This is a genomic window from Ensifer sp. ENS09, assembly GCF_014852425.1.
Taxonomy (GTDB): Bacteria; Pseudomonadota; Alphaproteobacteria; order Rhizobiales; family Rhizobiaceae; genus Ensifer.
In genome coordinates this window covers 324,228-341,373 of record NZ_JACVBP010000004.1, presented here as the reverse complement: position 1 = coordinate 341,373, position 17,146 = coordinate 324,228, and the positions used below count along the sequence as shown (strand labels likewise).

Below are 17,146 nucleotides of genomic sequence, written 5' to 3'. Positions count from 1 at the left end.
GACACGCCCATGGGCCTTTGTTTCGTTTCATGCGAAAAGGGGGCAGTCATGTCGGATTGATATTGCCGGACGCGTCCGTCGCCGCCGCACATCGAGACGCGCACAAGGAGGAAAAGACAATGAGCACGAACACCCAGGTCCTGCTTGCCGCGCGGCCATCCGGGAAACCGGCGCCCAGCGATTTCCGCGTCGTCGAAACGGCAATCCCGGAACCGGCGGAAGGTGAGGTTCTCCTGAAGATCCTCTACCTTTCGCTCGACCCCTATATGCGCGGCCGGATGAATGCCGGCCGGTCCTACGCCAAGCCGGTGGAGATCGGTGCGGTCATGGAGGGCGGTACGGTCGCCCGCGTCGTCCGCTCGCGTCACCCGGATTTCAGCGACGGCGACTTCGTGCTTTCCCACTCCGGCTGGCAAAGCTATGCGCTATCGCGCGGTGCTGACCTGCGCAAGCTCGATCCGGCGGCCGCGCCCCTGTCGACCGCACTCGGCATTCTCGGCATGCCCGGCTTCACCGCCTATGCGGGGCTGCTGACGATCGGCAAACCGCAAACGAGCGAAACGGTCGTCGTGGCGGCCGCAAGCGGCGCCGTCGGCTCGGCGGTCGGGCAGATTGCCCGCATCAAGGGCGCGCGCGCAGTCGGGATCGCCGGCGGCGCGGACAAATGCGCCTTCGTTCGCGACACGCTCGGCTTCGACGCCGTGATCGATCATCGCGCGCCGGATTTCGCCGAACAACTCGCCGCCGCCTGCCCGAAAGGCGTCGACGTCTATTTCGAGAATGTCGGCGGCCATGTTTGGGATGCGGTGTTTCCGTTGCTGAACGACTTCGCCCGCGTACCCGTCTGCGGCTTGATCGCGCACTACAACCAGCCCGCAGGCGCGCAAGCCGGGGGCGACCGGCTGCCCGGCGTCATGCGTGAAGTGCTGAGCCGGAGCCTGCTCATCCGGGGCTTCATCCAGCGCGAATTTGCCGACCAGCGGCCGCTGTTCTATCGGGAGATGGCCGGCTGGATCAAAAGCGGCGAGGTGCGATATCGCGAAGACATCGTCGACGGGATCGGGAATGCGCCGGAGGCCTTCATCGGCCTGCTCGACGGCCGTAATTTCGGCAAGCTCGTCATCCGGGTCGCCGCCGAAAACTGAGAAGGCCCAGGCCCGGCCTTACTGCTGGGCGACCGGATGCAAGCCGGCCTTGGCGAGACCGTCGTCGAGCAGTGCGATCAGGTCCGGCGCGTAGCCGCGAGCGACGAGTTCCGCCTCGTATGGCTGTGGCGAGCGCGTTTTACCCAGGCGCAATCCGTCGAGCGCGCTTGTCGCCTCCCGCGTCAGGCCGAGCTGGCCTGCCGCTGCCACGCGTAGAAGATTGACGGCCGTGTCCGCCGGATTGGCAAGCTCTCGGGCGCGCCTCAGCACTTCGCGGTAACGGCCGCTGCGATAGTCTTCCAGCGCCAGGGTCAGCGCGGCGTCGTGGTGCAGATACTCGCTGCCGGCATCCGCCACGCGGGCCAGGTTCACACCGTCCGAATAGGCGCCGCTGACGAACAGCAGCAGGCCGAGCCGCGCCGGAATGGCATCGTCGAGCGGATTGAGCGCCGCCGCGCGACGACCGGAGATGAACGCCGCTTCCGTCTCGCCAGCCGCAAAGCGCGCCTGCATCTGGGCCACATAGCTCTGGCTCGATTGCGGCGCCAGAGCAACGGCCTTATCCGCAAGTTTTAGGGCACGCTCGGCAACCGTCGGCGCAGCGCTGGCTTCGCCGGTCGCAACCAGGACCATCGCCAGGCTCGCCAGAACATCGGCGTCGGCGGCCTGGTAGGAGACCGATTTTTCCAGGCAGCCGTGAGCCGAAGCCAGGCCCTCAGGATCGATCCGTGCCAGCGCCACATCCGCCTGAAGGACGCAGCCGTAGCCGATCGACGGCGTCACCAGCTGCCGCGCAGCCTCCAGGCTGACGATGACGCCCTCCTCGCCGGCAAGCGAAAGAGCAAGACGGGAAAGCAGCTTCTCCTGTATTTCGCGCGCATCGCCGCCGTCGAGCGCCGCCTTCGAAATGCCGGCCCTAAGGGCCTCGTTGTTTTGCACGTCGATGACCTGCCAGGAGACCTCATGCCGGCGTTCGTCGGTGCTGTAGGCGATCGAAAGCCTGTATTCCTTGCTGCCCTGCAGCTTGACCGGCGGCGCGGACGAGACCCACCCGGTGATCGAGGCCACGTCGACACCCGCGGGCGAGACCGGCGCGAGGGTACGGACAGCGGAAAACTGCGAGAGCGCGTGGACCAGATAGTCTCCCGCCTTCTTCTGCACGTCGTCGTCGGCCCCGAGCCGCGTCGGCACGTCAACGACGATTGTCGGCTTGGCCGAGAAAACCGGTTGCCAGGGAAGATGGTCGGCCACGGACAGGTAGAAGGCCCCGGCCATGACTGCCGCGCCGGCACCGAGTGCCGCGAAGCCGGCCAGCAGGGGCCATTTGCGCGCAATCGCGGCCGGTGCAATCACCGGCTCTACGGGCTGCTCGGCTGCGGGCTCTGAAACCGGCGCCGCGGTCTCGGGCATCCCTCTCAAGGGCTCGCCGCTAATCACGAACTGTGGGACGTAATTGCCCTTCGGCAACTCGATACGAAGCTCCGCTCTTTCGCCGAGCGCCTCGTAATACTGCGCCAGGGCCGCGCGCAGGCGCGACGCTTCCACCCGAACGATCGGATCGGTCGCAGGATCGAAGGAGGCGGGCCGCCCGAAGACGTCGATGGCGATCGTGTAGGCTTTCACCAGGCCCGAACGGCCAGCGAAAAACTCGTCAACCAGATACCGCAACAGCTTGCGATGACGCTCGGTCGCGTGAAACTGGCTATCGGCAAGAATGCGCTCAAGGGCGGCTCGCGCCTCGCATTCTGCAACGGCAATGCAGTTCATATGACCCGCATTTCTGCTGGCTTCCATGATGCGCTCCCAACTGCCACAACCCCAAAGAGAGTGCAACGCGAGGCGAACTCTAAACGAGAGCTTCTGTGGCGGAAAGAAGAATATCGCACCGTCACAAAATATTTTTATCGAAGAATTGAATCATTTTAAATTGGAACAGAAAACCCGATAATTCCCATAGAATTCTTGTGGGGTTTTCGTCGCTCTGGCAAGCTCAAGCGAGGTATTCGTTAATCACAACGGACTAGGCTCATGTCCCGGTATCGGCGATACAGACGGAAATGACCTCTTCTTCGATCTCGCGACAGATCAATTCATACTCCGAGATCATCGAATGATCCAGTGGGGTGAGACGCCTTTGCCGGTCAAGCATCGAGCTTGCTTCCTCATAGGCTTCGCAGAGGCTTGCCAGGGACTGGTTCTTGGCACTGATCAATTGCAACTGGCCGCGCAATGCCGGCAGCTTGAGCATAAGCTTCAGAAGTCCCCGTTGAAAAGCTGCGCTGGGCATGGGTTACCATCCGCCTGAACGACAATCGATGCTCATGCATTGGCATTCCCCGGGGGTGTCAGTGACGACCAGACACCGTTGCGGGCGGGGGCCGGCTCGCCGGTCGGCGCTTGTGGCCAATCCGGCCCTCGCTTACCTGTCCCCTGAACGAAAAGTGGCACGAACGCCGATTTTCGGAAGTACGTAACAGTAACATTGGGCCGTATTGGCCGCCGTCTTGGCAATCTTCGCCTCGAATCCTCATGAATTGCGCCGTCACCGGCCGCATGGGCGATATCGCGATCGATCCTGGGAAATATTCCTCGGCGAGATAGACGCGCCAGAGCACCGTCGTTCGCGCGGCGATGGCCTGCCGGTGCCGCGCGAACAGCAAGTCGCGCTCGGCACCGGCCTTTGCCTCGACATCGATCGCTGGCGCACACCGCAGCGGCGCAGCCGTTTATTTGTCGAAGGCGTAGATCTTGCGCCAGTCGTTCTTCATGTCGACCAGAAGCCAGTTCCGCTGCTCGGCCTCGGTCATCGCCTTGTCCAGCTTGCCGACGGGCGATTGCCGATCATAGGCCCATTCGCGCTCCCCGTCCGTATGGTGCACGATCATGCCGAGGCGCGGGCCGGACCCGGCCGTTACCCAACGCAGCATCTCATAGTCGCCATCGGAATTTCCGGCGGCGAAGATCGGCCGCCGGCCGATAAAGGTGTTGATGCCAACGGGCTTGCCCGGACCGTCGTCGACGAAATCGATCTTGGGGTCGCGCATCAGCACTGGCGTATCGCCGTCGAGTTCGTATTTCGTCGTGATGCTGCTGCCGACGACCTGCTCCGGTGGAATGCCGTACATCTGCTCGGTCATCGGCCGCATGAACTCGATGCCGCCACCGGAGACGATAAACGTCTTGAAGCCGTTTTCCCGGAGATAGTCGAGCAATTCGCGCATGGGCAGGTAGGTGATCTCGTTGTACGGACGATCGAAGCGCGGATGTTTGGCGGTCGCGAACCAGTCCTTGACCGTCTTCGTGAAGTCGTCCGTCGTCATGCCGGCATGGGTCGCCATGACGAGCTCGACGATACCTTTTTCGCCGGCGGCGGCAACGCCCGACATGTCACCCTTCAGCAGCGATGCGAAAGGCTCCTTGTCCTTCCACTCGGGATGTTCGGGCGCAATCGCCTTGACGCGGTCGATGGCGAACATGCCCTGGAAATAGTTCGGCTGCTCGGTCCAGAGCGTGCCGTCATTGTCGAAGACGGCAATCCGCTCTGCCGGCGCCACGAAATCGGCGCTGCTCTCGCTGGTGACCCGTGTGACGAAATCGACGATCTCGGTTTTCGCCTCGCCATCGTTCCACGAGGGGAGCGTGTCGGCCGGCGTATCCGCTGCGACGAGAGCGCTCGGCGATGCAAAGGCCGCAGCAAACGTGAGCAGCAGGCCGGCGAGCCTGGAGCGGCGCCTTAGTCTCCGGGCATCGCCGTCCACCACGAACCCGGAACGCATCGCTGTTGCCGTCATCATCCATCCTCCTCGCGCAACGGTTTCAAGTCCTCTGGGCGGATCAAGGCCGCCGAATGCAACGGAATCCGATGTGGGTCGTCGCCGCGTTTTCCTCATGCGCGTGACGCGCCGCCGGCCGATACCGGCGACAATAGTTGGGCGCGCAGAGGTGCGAGCCCCCTTTCACCACCCGACGGGCAATGTGGATCGTCGGCTGGCGCGGATCGAGGCTTGCCTCCCGGTCGCCACCCCGCGGATTTGCGGGAATGCAGCAGCTCTTTTGCGCCGGCGCCGGATGCCGGGTGGACCAGTAGTCGCTCGTCCATTCCCAGGTGTTGCCGATCATGTCGAAGAGGCCGTAGCCATTGGCGGGAAAGCTCGCGACCGGCGAGGTCCGCTCGAAGCCGTCAGGCCTCAGGTTCTCCGTCGGAAACATGCCGTGCCAGGTGTTCGCCATGAAGCGTCCATCGCGTACCAGTTCGTCTCCCCAGGCAAATTCCGCGCCTTCGAGCCCGCCCTTGGCGGCGAACTCCCATTCGGCCTCCGTCGGCAGGTCCTTGCCGGCCCAGGCTGCATAGGCCTTGGCGTCGAGGTAGGAGACCTGCACGACCGGATGGTCGAGCTTGCCGCGGATGTTGCTTTGCCGCCCGTAGGGCCGTCGCCAATCGGCGCCGAACTTGAAGTTCCACCATTGCGACGGACTGTTGCCGACCACCCGCTTTGGCGGATCGAAGATCACCGATCCCGCCCGCATCATCTCCGGAAGCGCACCCGGATAGTCCTTCGGGTCCGGCGTCTTTTCCGCCTCGGTCACATAGCCGGTCGCCTCGACGAAGGCGGCGAACTGCCGATTGGTAACGGGCGTGACGTCGATCCAGAAACCGTCGACCTTCACCGGATGGGCCGGCGCTTCCTCCGGATAGTGCTTGTCCGAACCCATGACGAAGGTCCCGCCCTCTATCCAGACCTGCTCGCGGGCGCTGATCGCCGCCGGCGTTTCGTCGACAAGGGACATTTTTGGGGACATTTGCATCTGGCTCTGATCTCCCTAGGCACCGTCGGCAAAGATACCCACAGACGGCCGGCACAGATTAGCGCCAAATGCCCGCCGCCCAAAGTACGTAACCGTTACGCAATCGGCCCGAAGCCTCTGGGATGCGAAACCGCCTGCCATGAGGCATGCCCGCCAGCGTCCCGCAGTCCTTCGTTACTGTTACGTTCTTTCCAATCGGGCTGATTTAACAATAAGCTCAGTCGAAAGTTCATGATGACTGATGTTGCCGACGAGGCAAGGGAGCAGGATCTCATGGGTGCACGCGACGATATCCAGCAACTTGGCAAGCGCATCGGCGAAGCGATCATCGGCCAGGAGGGCATGATCGAGCGCTTGCTGCTGGGGCTTTTGAGCAACGGCCATCTTCTGGTCGAGGGTCTGCCCGGACTTGCCAAGACGCGTGCCATCAAGAGCATGGCGAAGAACCTCGACGCGGAGCTCTCCCGTATCCAGTTCACGCCCGATCTGCTGCCGGCCGACATCACCGGCTCCGAAGTCTATTTTTCCGAGGCAGGCAAAGGCGCGTTCCAGTTTCAGGAAGGGCCGATCTTCGCCAATCTCATTCTCGCCGACGAGGTGAACCGCGCGCCGGCCAAGGTGCAGGCGGCACTGCTCGAGGCGATGGAAGAACGCCAGGTCACGATCGCCGGCAAGAGCCATCCTTTGCCGGATCTGTTTCTTGTCATGGCGACGCAGAACCCGATCGAGCAGGAAGGCACCTACCCCCTTCCCGAAGCGCAACTCGACCGTTTCCTCATGCACATCCAGGTAGACTATCCGGATGCGGCCTCGGAGGCGGACATCATGCGGCTCGTGCGCTCGGAGGAAACCAACGCCAAGTCCAACAACCATGCGACCGAGAAGCTCGCCCAGGACGCGGTCTTTGTGGCGCGCAAAGAAATTTCGGCGATCACCGTTTCCGAAGCGATCGAGAACTACGTCGTCGCGCTGGTGATGGCGACGCGCTATCCCGACAAGGTCGACAAGGATCTCGCCAAATGGCTCCAGGTCGGCGTCAGCCCACGCGGCGTCATCGGCCTCGACAAGGTTTCGCGGGCGCATGCCTGGCTGAACGGCCGCGACTTTGTCACGCCCGACGACGTGCAGGCGACCGTGCACGACGTCTTTCGCCACCGCCTGGTGCTTTCCTACGAAGCCCATGCCGGCGGCACCACCGCCAATCAGGTGATCGACCGCATCGTCGAGCTCGTCGCGGTCGCCTGAGGATGGAGGTTCGTCGATGGCCATATCCTTGCCGGCCCTCGCCCGCTCACGCGGCATCATAAAGCCCCGCACCGCCAACAGTACCGGCGTCTATACCTCCGTGGACGCGCTTGTCGGCCTCGAAGCCATGGCCCGCGACCTGACGTTCCTGCACAAGGCGCCGGTACGGCGCCTGCTTGCCGGGCGTCACGAATCGCGCATGCGCGGTCGCGGGCTGTCCTTCGAGGAACTGCGCAACTACCTGCCCGGTGACGACATCCGCGCGATCGACTGGCGCGTCACGGCGCGCACCGGCAAGCCGGTCGTGCGCGTCTACGACGAGGAGAAGGACCGACCGGCCCTCATTGTCGTCGACCAGCGCGTCAACATGTTCTTCGGCAGCCGCCGCGCGATGAAGTCCGTCGCCGCGGCAGAGGTCGCGGCACTTTCCGCCTGGCGCGTGCTGGCGCTCGGCGACCGTGTCGGCGGCTTCGTCTTTGGCGACGAGGAAGTGACCGAGGTACGCCCCTATCGTAGCCGCGAAGCGGTGATCCGGCTCGCCGACAGCATCGCTCGCCACAACACCGCACTGCAGGCGGGTTCGCAGGCGCCGCATGGCGCCGAGCAGCTCGATGTCGTCCTGACGACCGTCGCCAACATCGCCCGGCACGATCACCTGGTCATCGTCATCAGCGACTTCGACGGCTACAGCCTCGAAACCCGCGACATGCTTTTGAAGCTCTCGGCCCACAACGACGTGATCTGCGTTCTGATCTACGATCCCTTCCTGCTCGAACTACCGCGCAACGGCGATATCGTCTTCAGCGGCGGGCTGCTTCAGGCCGAAGTGCAGTTTGGCTACGGCAATGTGCGTGAGGCGATCGACAGCTTTGCCCGCAAGCGCGGGCGGGCGCTGCGCGCCTGGCAGGAGGAGCTCGGCCTGCCGATGCTGCCTATCTCATCAGCGGAAGAGGTGGCGCCGCAGCTGCGCACCATGCTTGGCCAGCTCGCCAGCCGGCAGCGGAGGCGATGATGGCAACGGCGGCCCCTCCGAAAGACCCGCTGCTCGACGCCGCTCTTCGCGGGCTCGCGGATATCGCCCTGCCGCAGCCGGTCTCGATGATGCCTCAAACCCCGGCATGGGCAGCGCTCGGCGGCTTCATATTGCTGCTGATCGCGCTTGCCTGCTGGCGCTGGTACCGCCGCTGGGAGGCCAATGGCTACCGCCGCGAGGCGCTCGCTGATCTCAGGAAGATCGAGGCCGGACTGGCCACCACGGGCACGCGTGGCGAGGCGCTCGTCGCCCTGCCCGTCCTTTTGAAACGGACCGCACTTTCGGTCTGGCCGCGTGAGGCCATCGCCGGCCTGCACGGCATCGGCTGGACCAAATTTCTCGATGCGCATTCCGGCGGGCCTGTCTTCCCGATCGCCTCTGCGCGGTTTTTCGAGGAAGCCGAGTATCACGGCAGCCGAGCGCTCGCCGCGGTTCCGGAGGCCGAGGCAAAGGCCTATATCGCGGCAGCGCGGCATTGGATCGAGGCGCATCATGTACGTGCTTGACCACGCCTGGGCGCTGATCATCCTGCCGTTGCCCTTCCTCGTCTGGTGGCTGCTTCCGCCATACCGCGAGCAATCGGCTGCCGTCAGGGTGCCGTTCTTCAAGGATATCACGGCCGCCGCCAATCTCGGCCCGACCGAAGGTTCCGTCGTTCCGAGAACCAATCTCGGCCAGAAGGTGATTGCGCCCCTATGCTGGACGCTGATCGTGCTGGCGCTGGCCCGGCCGCAATATGTCGAGCCGCCGATCGAAAAGGTCGAGCCGCAGCGCGACCTGATGCTGGCGATCGATCTTTCGCAATCCATGGACACGCGCGATTTTCGCGATCCCGCCGGCAACCTGCAGACCCGCGCCGAAGCGGTGCACAAGGTGGTCGCCGACTTCATCGAGCGGCGTCCCAATGATCGGCTCGGCCTGATCGCCTTCGGCGATGCGCCCTATCCTCTGGTTCCGTTCACGCTCGACCACAAGACCGTCAAGCTGATGCTGGCCGACAGCCTGCCGGGCATGGCCGGTCCGCGCACCGCCGTCGGCGACGCGATCGGGCTTGCGATCAAGATGTTCGACGCCAGCACCGCGCCGGACAAGGTGATGATCCTCTTGACCGATGGCAACGACACCGCCAGCAAGATGCCGCCCGACAAGGCCGCCGGCATCGCCGCCGATCGAAAGGTGGTGATCCACACGGTCGGCATCGGCGATCCCAATGCCCAGGGCGAACAGAAGCTCGACACCAAGGCGCTGCAGCAGATCGCCGAAGCGACGAAGGGGCGCTACTTCTTCGGCCAGGACCAGGCCGGTCTGCAAAACATCTACCAGTTGCTCGACCAGCTGACGCCGGCAAACCAGAAGACGCTTTCCTGGCGGCCGCGCATCGAGCTGTTTCACTATCCGCTTGGCGCAGCACTGCTGCTTGTGCTCGCCTATCATGCCGCCATGTGGCTCCTGTCCTCGCTCGCTGATCGCCGTCAGCGCCGGGAGGCAGCGCCATGATCGCGGATTTTCATTTTCTGCGGCCGCTGTGGCTGCTGGCGCTCGCCGCCGTCCCGCTGCTGATCTATCTCGTCACCCGGCGCGGCGATGTCCGTTCGCAGTGGCAGGACATGATCGCACCGCACCTGCTCGATCATCTGCTGATCGACAAGGGCGGCAAGCGGCGCTTCCAGCCGGTACACGTCACCGCCGCGCTGATCGCCGTTGCGGCGGTCGCGGCAGCCGGCCCGACCTGGCAGCGCGAGCGGCCACCCTTCGTCGAGGACACCGCGCCTTTGGCCATCGCCATCGACCTCAACCCGACGATGAACGCGACCGATATTTCGCCGACGCGGCTCGAACGTGCCAAGCTGAAGGTCCAGGACATTCTCGAACGGCGGAAAGGCTCGCGCACCGCTTTGTTCGCCTATGCCGGCTCCGCCCACATGGTGCTGCCGCTTAGCGACGACGCGGCGCTGGTGAAGTCCTACCTTGCCGCGCTGTCACCGCAGATTATGCCGGTCGACGGCAAGGACACAGCCAAGGCCCTCCAGGCGGTCGAGAAAGCACTCGCCAACGAAACGGTGCCCGGCACCATCCTGTTCATGACCGACGGCGTCGAGCGTTCCGCCTTCAAGGCCTTCGGTGAGTATCAGGGGCGCAACTCATTGATGGTACTCGGCATCGGCACGGCCGAGGGCGGCCCGGTCAAGACGGCGGACGGCGGGTTCCTGACCGACGCCACCGGCGCGCATGTCCGGGCGAAGCTCGATGTCGAGGGCCTCAAGGCGCTGCAGTCGGCCTCCAGGGCCGAGGTCGCCTCGGTGACCACCGACGACGCCGATGTCAGCTGGATCGTCCGGCGCATCCAGACGAATTTTGCCGCGAAGACGGCCGAGGGGCTGACGCGCTGGCACGATCTCGGTTGGTGGCTTACGATCCCGATCGCCGTCTTCGGCCTCTTCTGGTTCCGCCGTGGCTGGACCATCCGCTGGGCGGTCTATCTGCTCGCCGCCATTTCGCTGATCGGCAACGATCGGGCAGAGGCAGCGGACAACCGCTTTATCGACCTCTGGCTGACGCCGGACCAGCAGGGCCGACGCGCCTTCGAGCAAGGCGATTTCCAGGGCGCATCAGAAACGTTCGCCGATCCCGCCTGGCGCGGCGCGGCGCTCTACCGCGCCGGTCGTTTCCAGGATGCGATCGACGCCTTTGCCGAGAGCGATACGGCCGAAAGCTACTACAATCAGGGCAATGCGCTGCTGCACCTCGACAAGGCCGAGGAGGCGATCGCCGCCTACGAACAGGCGTTGAAGCGCCGTCCCGACTGGCCGGACGCCAAGAAGAACCTCGACATCGCCCGGAAGAGAAAGACCGACAAGGACAAGCAGGAACAGGACGCGCAGCAGGAACAGGCCGGCATTGACCCCGACCAGGTCCAGTTCGACGACAAGGGCAAAAAGGGAACGGAAGCCACCGTTCAGGGCGGACCGCAGACGGCCGACATGTGGATGCGCAACATCCAGGTGTCGCCGGCCGAACTGCTGGCACGAAAATTTGCGATCGAAGCGAAGGAGGCGGCCCCGTGACAGCCCTCGCCGCCCTGCCGCGGCTGATCATCTGGCTCCTCGGCCTGTCGCTTTGGCTTGCAGGCACGGCCTTCGCCGCCGATCCCTTTGCCCGCGCAACGGTCACGACGAAGGGGCCGATCTATGCCGGCCAGCAGATCGAGGTCGACGTCGACGTCTTCGTCCCGAACTACTTCCTTTCGCCGCCACAGTTTCCTCTGTTCGATCTTCCCGGCACTATCGTCACCATGCCCGACGAACGCGGCATGAACCTCAACGAGACCGTCAACGGCGAGGCCTTCTCCGGCATCCGCAAGACCTACGCGATCACCCCGCAGACACCCGGCGATTACGTGCTGCCGGCTGCGGTCATTCCGTTCGGCTATGCCGCCGTGCCCGGCCAGACGAGCAAGGGTCAGGTGACGTTGCCTTCGCTCACGTTCACGGTCGAAGCCGTTCCTCAGAGCGCGGGCGGAAAGGCCGGCGTCACCGCCGGAGAAATCACCATCGCCCAGTCGTTCGACCGGGATCCGGCGGGGTTGAAGGTGGGCGACGCTCTGGTTCGAACCATCACCATCCGCGCAGCCGGACTGGCGCCGATGATGATCCCCGAGCCGACCTTCGATGCCCCGGCAGGCGTGCAGGTCTACCGGCACGACCCCGTGCTTTCGCAGGAACGCACGTCACGCGGGGAGATAACGGCGGGGTTGCGCAAGGACGTGGCGACCTACGTCTTTGCAAAGCCCGGCAGCTATTCGCTTCCGGCCATCAGCCTGCCGTGGTTCGATCCGGCGAGCGGATCGATGCAGTCGGCCGAAGCGGCTGGCGCTACCGTCAGCGTCGGTGCGGCTCCAGTGGTGGAGCCTGCGCTCGCCCCGCCGACCTCGCCGCCGTCCGAGGAGCCCTTCGACTGGCTGTGGTGGCTCAGCATCGTGGCATCGGTCGCCGCCCTTGCGGCGCTTATCCAACTGGCCGCCAACCTGTTCGGCCGCCTCGAAATCCGGCTGGAAACCGCACTCGAACAGAGGGCGCAATCCGAGGCGACGGCGTTTCGCCATGTGCTCGGCGCTTGCCGGGATCACGACCCGTTGCGGCTGGAGACGGCGCTCGACCGCTGGTCGCGTCGCACCGGCAACACGCCGGTCTCACGCTGGCTCGACAGCTTTGCCGATCCGGCGACGGCAAACGCATTTGCCGTTTTTCGACGCAGTCGTTACGGCAGCCCCGGCTCTCATCAGGACGGGCCGGATCTCCCGCGGATGCGCGGCGGCCTGAAAGCGGCAAGACAGCGCTGGCTTATGGAAATCTCCGTCGATGGCGGCGACCCGGCATCGGACCTGCCCGATCTCAACCCCGGACTGGAGGCCGAGCCGCCAAGGCACCTTGTTGCCGGCCGGGCCTGATTTTACGCGCCGTCGCGAGCCTTCGTAACTGTTACGTACTTACCCGCGAACGCCCACCGGTAGAAGTTGAATCGGTAAATCCGAAACTTTGCCTGCATTCCGACAGCGATTGCTTGCTGCCTCAGGGAGACATGAGATGAGTATCGATCTGAAGAACCGGCTTGGCCGGCTCGCCGCGTGTACCATCGGGCACGCTGCGAAACCGAAGGCGCTGGCGCTGGCCGGCACCGTGCTGATGTCGACAATTTCCGCCTCCGCGTTGCCGGCCTTTGCCCAGGACGCGGAAAAGCCCAACATCCTGGTGATCTTCGGCGACGATATCGGTCAAACCAACATCAGTGCCTATTCCTTCGGCGTCGTCGGCTACAAGACCCCGAACATCGACCGGATCGCCCGCGACGGCCTGATGTTCACCGACTACTATGCCGAAAACAGCTGCACAGCCGGCCGCTCGACCTTCATTACAGGCCAGACGGTGCTGCGCACCGGTATGTCCAAGGTCGGCGTTCCCGGCGCCCCGGTTGGCCTCCAGGACCGCGACGTGACGATCGCCCAGGCGCTGAAGGCGCAGGGTTACGCGACCGGCCAGTTCGGCAAGAACCATCTGGGCGACCAGGACCGCTTTCTGCCAACCGCCCACGGCTTCGACGAGTTCTTCGGCAACCTTTACCATCTGAACGCCGAGGAAGAGCCGGAGCGCCCCTATTGGCCGAAGGATGATCCTGATTTCATCAAGTCCTATGCGCCGCGCGGCGTGCTGCATTCTTTCGCCGACGGCAAGGTGGAAGACACCGGCGCTCTGAACAGCAAGCGCATGGAAACCATCGACGACGAGACCACTGCGGCGGCGATGGACTTCATCAAGAAGCAAACGGAAGCCAAGAAACCGTTCTTCACCTGGATGAACACGACGCGCATGCACCTCTTCACCCATGTGCGCGACCAGTACAAGGGCCAGAGCGGCATGCCCGGCAACGAGTATGCCGACGGCATGGTCGAGCACGACAACGACGTCGGCAAGCTGCTCAACCTACTCGACGAGTTGAAGATCGCCGACAACACAATCGTCGTCTACACCACCGACAACGGCCCGAACCAGTTCTCCTGGCCGGATGCGGCGACCACGCCGTTCCGCAGCGAGAAAGATAGCAACTGGGAAGGCGCCTTCCGCGTCCCGGCGATGATCCGCTGGCCGGGCAAGATCAAGCCCGGCGTATCCAACGAGATGTTCTCCGGCCTCGACTGGTTCCCGACGCTGCTTGCGGCCGCCGGCGACAAGGACGTCAAGGAGCGCCTGCTGAAGGGCACCGACCTCGACGGCAAGACCTTCAAGGTCCACCTCGACGGTTACAACCAGCTTCCCTATCTGACGGGCGAGCAGCCGACAGGCGCGCGCAAAGAGTTCTACTACTTCAACGACGACGCCAAGCTCGTGGGCATGCGGTCGGAGAACTGGAAGTTCGTGTTCTGCGAAATGCGCAAGCCCGGCGGCTTCGACGTCTGGCAGGACCCGTTCGTGTGCCTTCGCGTGCCGAAAGTGTTCAACCTGCGTATGGACCCCTACGAGCGGGCCGACATCGTGTCGGACCAGTACAACGACTGGCTGACGAAGAACGTCTACCTGAACTTCCTCGGCGTTCAAAAGGCCGCCATGTTCCTCGAAACCTTCATCGAGTATCCGCCGAGCCAGAAGCCGGCGAGCTTCTCGATCGACCAGATCGAGGAAGGCGTGCATGCCAAGATCAACGAGATCCTGGCCAAGACGCCACCGGCTCAATAACACTATCGAAGGCGGCGCGCCCTGCGCCGCCTTCCTTTCTGCCTTTGCTAGAGATGGCGTGCCGCAATGACGAAGACCATTCCGCCCCCTCGAACGGTTGCCATAGAGGCGTCGAATGAAAATGCCGTGGCGGCAGAGCGGACACGCGTCGGTCCGGCGGTCGCGGCATTCATGCTCTTTCTCTCCGGCACTGCCGCACTGGTCTTCCAGGTTCTCTGGATCAAGCAGCTCTCGCTCGTCACCGGCGTCGATGTCTATGCAGTCAGCACCGGGGTCAGCGCCTTCTTCCTCGGCCTTGCACTCGGCAGCTTCGCCCTTGGCCGCGCTGGCGACCGTTCCCGACAGCCGCTCCGCCTCTATGCCCTGCTCGAAACCGGCGTCGCCGTGCTCGGCGCCGGCATTACCTTCATCCTTTCCAGGATTGCGCCGGCCTTCGTCGCGATCGAAGGCACAAGCCCGCTGGCCGCCTGGGCCCTGCTGGTCCTGATCATCGCCACGCCCGCCTTCCTGATGGGCGGCACCCTGCCGGTGCTGCTGCGGGCGCTGAACGCAGCTCCGGGCGGGGTCGCCGCAAAAGGCGGCCGGCTCTATGCCGCCAATACGCTCGGCGCCATCGCCGGGTGCCTCGCGGTCTCCTTCGTTCTCATTCCCGCTCTCGGCGTTCAGGCGACCGGGCTCGCGGCCGCGGGGCTCGGCCTTGCCGCCGCAGCGGTAGCACTTTTCCTGAACACCCCAGCCGCCCGGGAACCCGTTCAAGGGAGGTTGCCTGCGGAAACGCGTAGCGCCGGCGGTTCGCGGCTGGCCCTTGTCCTTTATGCGGTCGCCGGCGGTATCGCGCTTGGCTATGAAGTCGCCTGGTCGCAAGCGATCGTTCAGTTCATCTCCACCCGCTCCTTCGCCTTTTCGGTGGTGCTTGCCACCTATCTCGCTGGCCTTGCCCTCGGCGCCGCCCTTTTCGCGCGCCGGAGCGAGCGCCTCTCCGATCCCTGGAGTAGTTTCGGCTTGCTGATCACGCTTGCCGGCCTAGTTGCGCTTGCCGAGCTCGCGTTGCTCGGCCCCTGGCTGACAACGCGGCAGAGCAGCGCCGATGCCGCCGTCGCCGGCCTTACCGGCAGCATCTTTACCGGCATGTGTGCACGATTCCTCGTTGCCGCACTGACGACCGTCTTCGTTCCGACGCTGATCCTCGGCGCCGCCTTCCCGGTCGCCCTCAGGCTCGCGGTCGATCCGGAACATGCCGGTCGCGACACCGGCCGGGTTCTGGCGCTCAACACGCTCGGCGGCATCTTCGGCACGCTTCTGACCGGCTTCGTGCTGATCCCGTCCCTCGGCATTGTCCGGAGCTTTGCCGTTCTCGCCGTTGCCGCCGCCGCAATCGGCCTCGTCGCCGTCAGCCGCGGACAAGGCGGTTGGACCAGCCGACGGCTTCTCGCACCGGCGCTCGGCGTCCTCACCGTGGTGATCGCCCTCGTCGTGCCGTCGGACCGGCTGGCGAACCTGCTCAACCTGTCGCGCGGCAACGGCACGATCGTATCCTATGAAGAAGGCCTCGGCGCCACTGTTGCCGTCATCGAACAGGGCCAGCCCGACCGCCGCTTCCGCCGGCTCTATATCCAAGGTGTCTCCAACACCGGCGATGCCATGCCGTCGCTGCGCTACATGCGGCTGCAGGCGCTGTTGCCACTGGTCATTCATAAGGGCGAACCGAAATCGGCTCTCGTCATCGGCCTTGGCACCGGCATCACAGCCGGCTCGCTGCTTGCTTATCCCGGTCTCGACCGTCGCGTTGCCGCCGAACTCCTGCCCTCGGTCGCCCGCGCCTCGGCGCTCTTTGCCGGCAACTTCAACGCGGCTGGCGATAGCCGCCTCGACGTGCGTGTCGCCGACGGGCGGCGCGAACTGATGCGCAGCCAGGAGCTCTACGACCTCATCACACTCGAACCGCCGCCGCCATCCGCCGCCGGCGTCGTCAATCTCTACTCTTCCGACTTCTACGCTCTGGCGCGCGCGCGCCTCGCGCCGAACGGCCTGGTCGCGCAATGGCTGCCGATCGCCACTCAGAACGACGAGGACACCCGCGCGCTCGTGCGCAGCTTCCTCGACAGTTTCCCGCATGCGACACTCTGGTCGACCGAACTGCACGAGATGCTGCTCATCGGCTCGCTCGAGCCGCAGGAACTTGACGCTTCCCGCATCGCCGCCCGGCTCTCCGACCCGACGCTTGCGGCAGCGCTTCGCGACGTCGGCATTTCCGGACCGGCCGACCTGCTCGCGACCTGGATGTCCGATCGCACCGGGTTGGAGCGCTATGCCGGTTCGGCCCTGCCGGTCACCGACGACCAACCGCGGATCGAATATGCAAGCTGGGTTCGCCCCGACGAGTTGCAGCGCACGCTGCCGGCCCTGGTTGCCCTCCGCAGCAAGGCTCCGCTTCTCGGCGCGGACCCGGCGTTCGACAAATCCGTGACGGATGCCCACAACCGGCTGATGCTGTTCTACCAGGCCTCGCTCAACGCCTATGCCGGCTATCGCGACGAGTGGGCGCGCGACATGGAATTGCTGATGCGCGTTGAGCCGGACAATCCCTACTATCGCTGGTTCGTTTCAAGCAGCGAGCACTGATCGCGCCGCAGAATCCCGCGCTTCCACGCACCTGCTGCTCGTGGCTTTTCGACAAGCTCGCGATCGAT

Annotated in this window: 13 protein-coding genes; 9 read left to right on the top strand and 4 right to left on the bottom strand. The window is 64.5% G+C overall.

The genetic code is table 11. From position 1 onward, the window contains the following. Positions 1-119 precede the first annotated feature (119 nt). Positions 120-1,145, top strand: coding sequence for an NADP-dependent oxidoreductase (locus IB267_RS21950; RefSeq protein WP_192449563.1), 1,026 nt, complete (start codon positions 120-122; stop codon positions 1,143-1,145). An 18-nt stretch (positions 1,146-1,163) separates the two neighbouring features. Here the strand turns inward: IB267_RS21950 and IB267_RS21945 are convergent, their stop codons facing one another. From IB267_RS21945 to IB267_RS21930, 4 genes are all read right to left on the bottom strand, one after another. Next, complete coding sequence (locus IB267_RS21945) at positions 1,164-2,939, bottom strand: tetratricopeptide repeat protein (protein ID WP_192449562.1); 1,776 nt, start codon at positions 2,937-2,939, stop codon at positions 1,164-1,166. Between the two features lie 232 nt (positions 2,940-3,171). Next, positions 3,172-3,432 carry a hypothetical protein gene (locus IB267_RS21940; RefSeq protein WP_192449561.1) on the bottom strand — a complete coding sequence of 87 codons (261 nt, stop codon included), beginning with the start codon at positions 3,430-3,432 and terminating at the stop codon, positions 3,172-3,174. A gap of 439 nt (positions 3,433-3,871) precedes the next feature. After that, on the bottom strand, positions 3,872-4,936 hold the full coding sequence (locus IB267_RS21935; protein WP_371742624.1) for an HAD family hydrolase: 1,065 nt from the start codon (positions 4,934-4,936) through the stop codon (positions 3,872-3,874). Between the two features lie 43 nt (positions 4,937-4,979). Next, positions 4,980-5,945 (bottom strand): formylglycine-generating enzyme family protein, encoded by a 966-nt coding sequence (locus IB267_RS21930; RefSeq protein ID WP_192450016.1) that lies wholly within the window; start codon positions 5,943-5,945, stop codon positions 4,980-4,982. Positions 5,946-6,224: 279 nt separating this feature from the next. On the opposite strand from IB267_RS21930, the gene IB267_RS21925 reads away from it, so the two are divergent. From IB267_RS21925 to IB267_RS21890, 8 genes are all read left to right on the top strand, one after another. Further along, positions 6,225-7,196: a MoxR family ATPase gene (locus IB267_RS21925; RefSeq protein WP_192450015.1), complete on the top strand. Its 972-nt coding sequence runs from the start codon at positions 6,225-6,227 to the stop codon at positions 7,194-7,196. A 16-nt stretch (positions 7,197-7,212) separates the two neighbouring features. After that, on the top strand, positions 7,213-8,208 hold the full coding sequence (locus IB267_RS21920; protein ID WP_192449560.1) for a DUF58 domain-containing protein: 996 nt from the start codon (positions 7,213-7,215) through the stop codon (positions 8,206-8,208). Continuing rightward, positions 8,208-8,735 (top strand): DUF4381 domain-containing protein, encoded by a 528-nt coding sequence (locus tag IB267_RS21915; protein WP_246810786.1) that lies wholly within the window; start codon positions 8,208-8,210, stop codon positions 8,733-8,735. The genes IB267_RS21920 and IB267_RS21915 overlap by 1 nt, the downstream gene beginning before the upstream one ends. Then, positions 8,722-9,726 (top strand): VWA domain-containing protein, encoded by a 1,005-nt coding sequence (locus IB267_RS21910; RefSeq protein WP_192449558.1) that lies wholly within the window; start codon positions 8,722-8,724, stop codon positions 9,724-9,726. Before IB267_RS21915 ends, IB267_RS21910 begins: the two co-directional genes overlap by 14 nt. Beyond that, positions 9,723-11,294, top strand: coding sequence for a VWA domain-containing protein (locus IB267_RS21905; RefSeq protein ID WP_192449557.1), 1,572 nt, complete (start codon positions 9,723-9,725; stop codon positions 11,292-11,294). The genes IB267_RS21910 and IB267_RS21905 overlap by 4 nt, the downstream gene beginning before the upstream one ends. Further along, positions 11,291-12,676 (top strand): BatD family protein, encoded by a 1,386-nt coding sequence (locus IB267_RS21900; RefSeq protein WP_192449556.1) that lies wholly within the window; start codon positions 11,291-11,293, stop codon positions 12,674-12,676. Before IB267_RS21905 ends, IB267_RS21900 begins: the two co-directional genes overlap by 4 nt. 136 nt (positions 12,677-12,812) lie before the next feature. Next, a complete protein-coding gene (locus tag IB267_RS21895; RefSeq protein ID WP_210335961.1) occupies positions 12,813-14,456 on the top strand; it encodes an arylsulfatase in 1,644 nt (547 codons plus the stop codon). A 66-nt stretch (positions 14,457-14,522) separates the two neighbouring features. Beyond that, on the top strand, positions 14,523-17,078 hold the full coding sequence (locus IB267_RS21890) for a fused MFS/spermidine synthase (RefSeq protein ID WP_192449555.1): 2,556 nt from the start codon (positions 14,523-14,525) through the stop codon (positions 17,076-17,078). Positions 17,079-17,146 lie beyond the last annotated feature (68 nt).